The sequence below is a fragment of the Cryobacterium sp. TMT2-14 genome (genome assembly GCF_004402465.1).
In the GTDB taxonomy this organism is placed as follows: Bacteria; Actinomycetota; Actinomycetes; order Actinomycetales; family Microbacteriaceae; genus Cryobacterium; species Cryobacterium sandaracinum.
This window is the reverse complement of the sequence record NZ_SOFV01000012.1, coordinates 1-3495: the sequence shown is the minus strand read 5'-3', so window position 1 is coordinate 3495 and position 3495 is coordinate 1. Positions and strand designations below refer to the sequence as shown.

The following is a 3495-nucleotide window of genomic DNA, read 5'->3' as shown; positions in this document are numbered from 1 at the left end:
GGTGAACGCTGGGCCGGGTCCCCGGCCGCCCGCATGGGCGCCGCCCGCGGCTCGTGGCCGGCCGAGCGCCCGCCGCGCGGGACCCGCTGGCTGACCGCCTTCGCGACCGGGGCCATCGCCATGACGGCCCTGCCCGCGATCGCGGTGCTCGTCGGCGCGCTCATCGTCGGGGCGTCCATCGGCGACGCTGCGACCCTGGCCGACGCGGCCGGGCGGGCCGCCCTGGCCACCCCGCTCGCGGTCGTGGCAGCCGGGCTGGTCTACGCGCTGCTGGTGCTCAGCTCCGTTCGGCTGCTCGGTGTGGGCCTGCGGGAGGGGTACTACCCCGTGCGCAGCCGGATCGGCTGGCAGGTCTGGATGACCGAGCGAATCCTCGACGGCGCCCGAACGCTCCTGTTCCCGATCTACGCGAGCCTGCTCACCCCGATCTGGCTGCGCCTGCTCGGCGCTAAGGTGGGCGCCGGCGTGGAAGCCTCCACCGTGCTTCTCATCCCCGCCCTGACGACCATCGCCCCGGCCGCGTTTCTCGCCGACGACACCATGGTCGCCTGCTATGAACTCGGCGGCGGCTGGCTGCACATCGGGCCGGCCAAGATCGGCCGCCGGGCGTTCCTCGGCAACAGCGGCATGGCGGGCGCGGGCCGCACGGTGCCGCGCAACGGGCTCGTCGCGGTGCTCTCCTCCACGCCGCGCAAGGCGAAACGCGGGTCGTCCTGGCTGGGCAACCCGCCCGAACGGCTGCGCCGCACAGTGACGGATGTTGACGAGGCCCGCACCTTCCACCCACCGGCCCGGCTCGTCACCTGGCGGGCGCTGTGGGAGATGCTCCGGATCATCCCGGTCATCGTCACGGTCCTGATCGCCCTCGGCGTGCTCGTCGCCCTTGATGCGCTCTGGCTCACGATCGGCCTGGGGTGGACGATCGCGCTCTCGGGTCTGGTGCTGCTGGCCGCGGGGGCCGTCGCCGCCCTGGTGACCACGGCCGCGAAGTGGTTGCTGGTGGGCCGGATCGACGCTACGGAACATCCGCTCTGGTCGTCGTTCATCTGGCGCAACGAGGTGTCGGACAGCTTCGTCGAGATGGTCGCCCGACCCTGGTTTGCGGCGAAGGCGGCCGGCACGCCGGCGCTCGCCGTGTGGCTTCGCACTCTCGGCGCGCACATCGGGTACGGCGTGTGGTGCGAGACCTACTGGCTGCCGGAGGCGGACCTGGTGAGCATCAAAGACGGTGCGACCGTGAACCGGGGCTGCGTGGTGCAGACGCACCTGTTCCACGACCGCATCATGCAATTGGACCGGGTCACCCTGGCGGCGAGCGCCACGCTCGGGCCGCACAGCGTGATTCTGCCGGCGGCCGACATCGAGGAGGGCGCCACTGTGGGGCCTGCCTCGCTGGTGATGCGCGGGGAACGCGTGCCGGCCGGGTCGGTGTGGTCGGGCAACCCCATTTCGCCGTGGCGCAGTCTGCCATGGCAGACTTGACGCCCACCATGCCTCGCACCCCACCGCCCTCAGGCCCCGCTCAGAGCCCGGCCAAGCGCCTCACCCCGCTGCCGCCCAGATCCGCGCTCGGCCCGGCCGGCGTTCGAGGGGCCGCTCCCACCCACGGCGCCACCACCGCGGGCGACCCGTACCTGCCGGGCAACGGAAACGGCGGTTACCTCGCCCTGCACTACGACCTGAACCTCGACTACCGGGTGACCACCAACCAGTTGCGGGCCACAGCCACCGTGCAGGCCCGGGCATCGATGAGGCTGGACCGGTTCAGCCTCGACTTCGATGGTCTCACTGTGGACCGGGTCACCGTCGACGGGGTGCGGGCGTTGAAGGTGAGCCAGAGCGCGCGCAAGCTCACCATCACGGTGGTGGCGACGATCGAGGCTGGGGCTCTGTTCGAGGTGATCGTGCGGTATCGCGGCGCGCCGCATCCGTTGAAGAGCATCTGGGGCGAGGTCGGCTGGGAGGAACTCGACGACGGCGTGCTCGTGGCCGGCCAGCCGACCGGGTCGGCGTCGTGGTTCCCCTGCAACGACCACCCCAGCAACAAGGCCTCGTTCCGCATCCGGGTCAGCTGCGAGGACCCCTACACGGTCGTGGCGAACGGTACGCTGATCGCGCGCACGACGCGGTCTGGCCGCACCAGCTGGACCTACGAGGTGAAGGAGCCGATGGCTACTTACCTGGCCACGGTGCTGATCGGCCGTTACCGGCGCACCGACGCCGCCGCCGCCCCGGTGGCCCAACGCATCTTCTTCCCGGCAAACCTCGCCCGCGAGGTGGCGGTGGACTTCGCCCGACTTCCGGAGATGATCTCCCTCTTCGCCGACCGCTTCGGTCCCTACCCGTTCGACGCCTACTCGGTCGTTGTCACCGACGACGAGCTGGAGATCCCGCTCGAGGCCCACGGCCTCGCCATTTTCGGTCGCAACCACGTCGACGGTGCGCACGGCAGCGACCGGCTGATCGCCCACGAACTGGCCCACCAGTGGTTCGGCAACAGCCTGACCGTCGTGCGGTGGCAGGACATCTGGCTGCACGAGGGGTTCGCCTGCTACGCCGAGTGGCTGTGGGCGGAGGCCGGCGGTGGACCAACGGCCGATGCGAGTGCCGCCGTGCACCGGACCGAGATCGAGGCCCTGCCGCGGGACATCGTCGTCGGCGAACCGGGGCCGCACGACATGTTCGACGACCGGGTCTACAAGCGCGGCGCCCTGGCCCTGCACGCGGTGCGCCGGTCGCTCGGCGACGACGCCTTCTTCGGCGCCGTGCGCGCGTACACGCGCGCGCGCCGCCACGGTTCCATCACTACCGAGGACCTTGTGGAGTTCCTTTCCGTGCACACCGATAGCGGTGAAATTCACCGGATCGTCGACCGCTGGATCTATCGGAGCGCCCTGCCCAAGCTCTAGGCGAGGTTGGCTGGTCCAGCCGACCGACCCTCCCACCCGGCGTCGAACTGATTCGACGGAGATTCTCTCGAATGAGAGTCATTTTCCGGTTTTTGAGCCCCTTTCGGCCAGAATCTCCGTCGAATTCGTTCGGGGCGGAGTGCTGTACGGCGGTCTCGGACTCAACCGGCTAGGCCGGACCATTCAGGTGGTGACGGATGTCCGCATTCGGCACGATATGCACGGTCGGTCCGTCCGCGGCGCGCCTGCCCTCGCCGAGAACGGCCACCGTGCCGACTAGCACCGTGCCGACGAGCGCCGTGCCGACGAGCGCCGTACCCACGTACTCGGCACCCATGAGCGCCGCACCCGGGTCGAAGTCGCGAAGCCCAATCGCGTCGACGTCAACGTCGACGTCGGCTCCGCGCCAGGCGTCGAGGCGCGGCGAGCCCCGGCCGCCGCCGCCCGGCAACGAGACGGTCAGGTTGCGCGGGTCCACTCGGAGCCCGTCGCCTGTGCACTTCAGCACCGCCTCCTTCGCGGTCCACAACCGGGCCCGCGCGCGTGCGGTGTCGGCGGCGCCCGCGGCGGCGCCCGCGGCGGCGCC

The 3495-nt window shown here is 71.0% G+C and carries 3 protein-coding genes; 2 read left to right on the top strand and 1 reads right to left on the bottom strand.

Annotated features, from left to right (window positions below; genetic code table 11):
• Both E3O28_RS05455 and E3O28_RS05450 read left to right on the top strand, forming a co-directional pair.
• On the top strand, positions 1-1482 hold a 1482-nt coding region (locus E3O28_RS05455), incomplete at its 5' end, for a Pls/PosA family non-ribosomal peptide synthetase (protein ID WP_347232368.1).
• Positions 1483-1490: 8 nt separating this feature from the next.
• On the top strand, positions 1491-2909 hold the full coding sequence (locus tag E3O28_RS05450) for a M1 family metallopeptidase (RefSeq protein ID WP_134415377.1): 1419 nt from the start codon (positions 1491-1493) through the stop codon (positions 2907-2909).
• Positions 2910-3078: 169 nt separating this feature from the next.
• Here the strand turns inward: E3O28_RS05450 and E3O28_RS16650 are convergent.
• Positions 3079-3495, bottom strand: a 417-nt coding sequence (locus E3O28_RS16650) for a 4'-phosphopantetheinyl transferase superfamily protein (RefSeq protein ID WP_198411539.1), incomplete at its 5' end; no start/stop codon positions are given.

What these genes read in the sequence shown, in the direction of transcription:
- E3O28_RS05450 (WP_134415377.1), top strand. Translation starts at nt 1,491, where the DNA reads ATGCCTCGCACCCCACCGCCCTCAGGCCCCGCTCAGAGCCCGGCCAAG.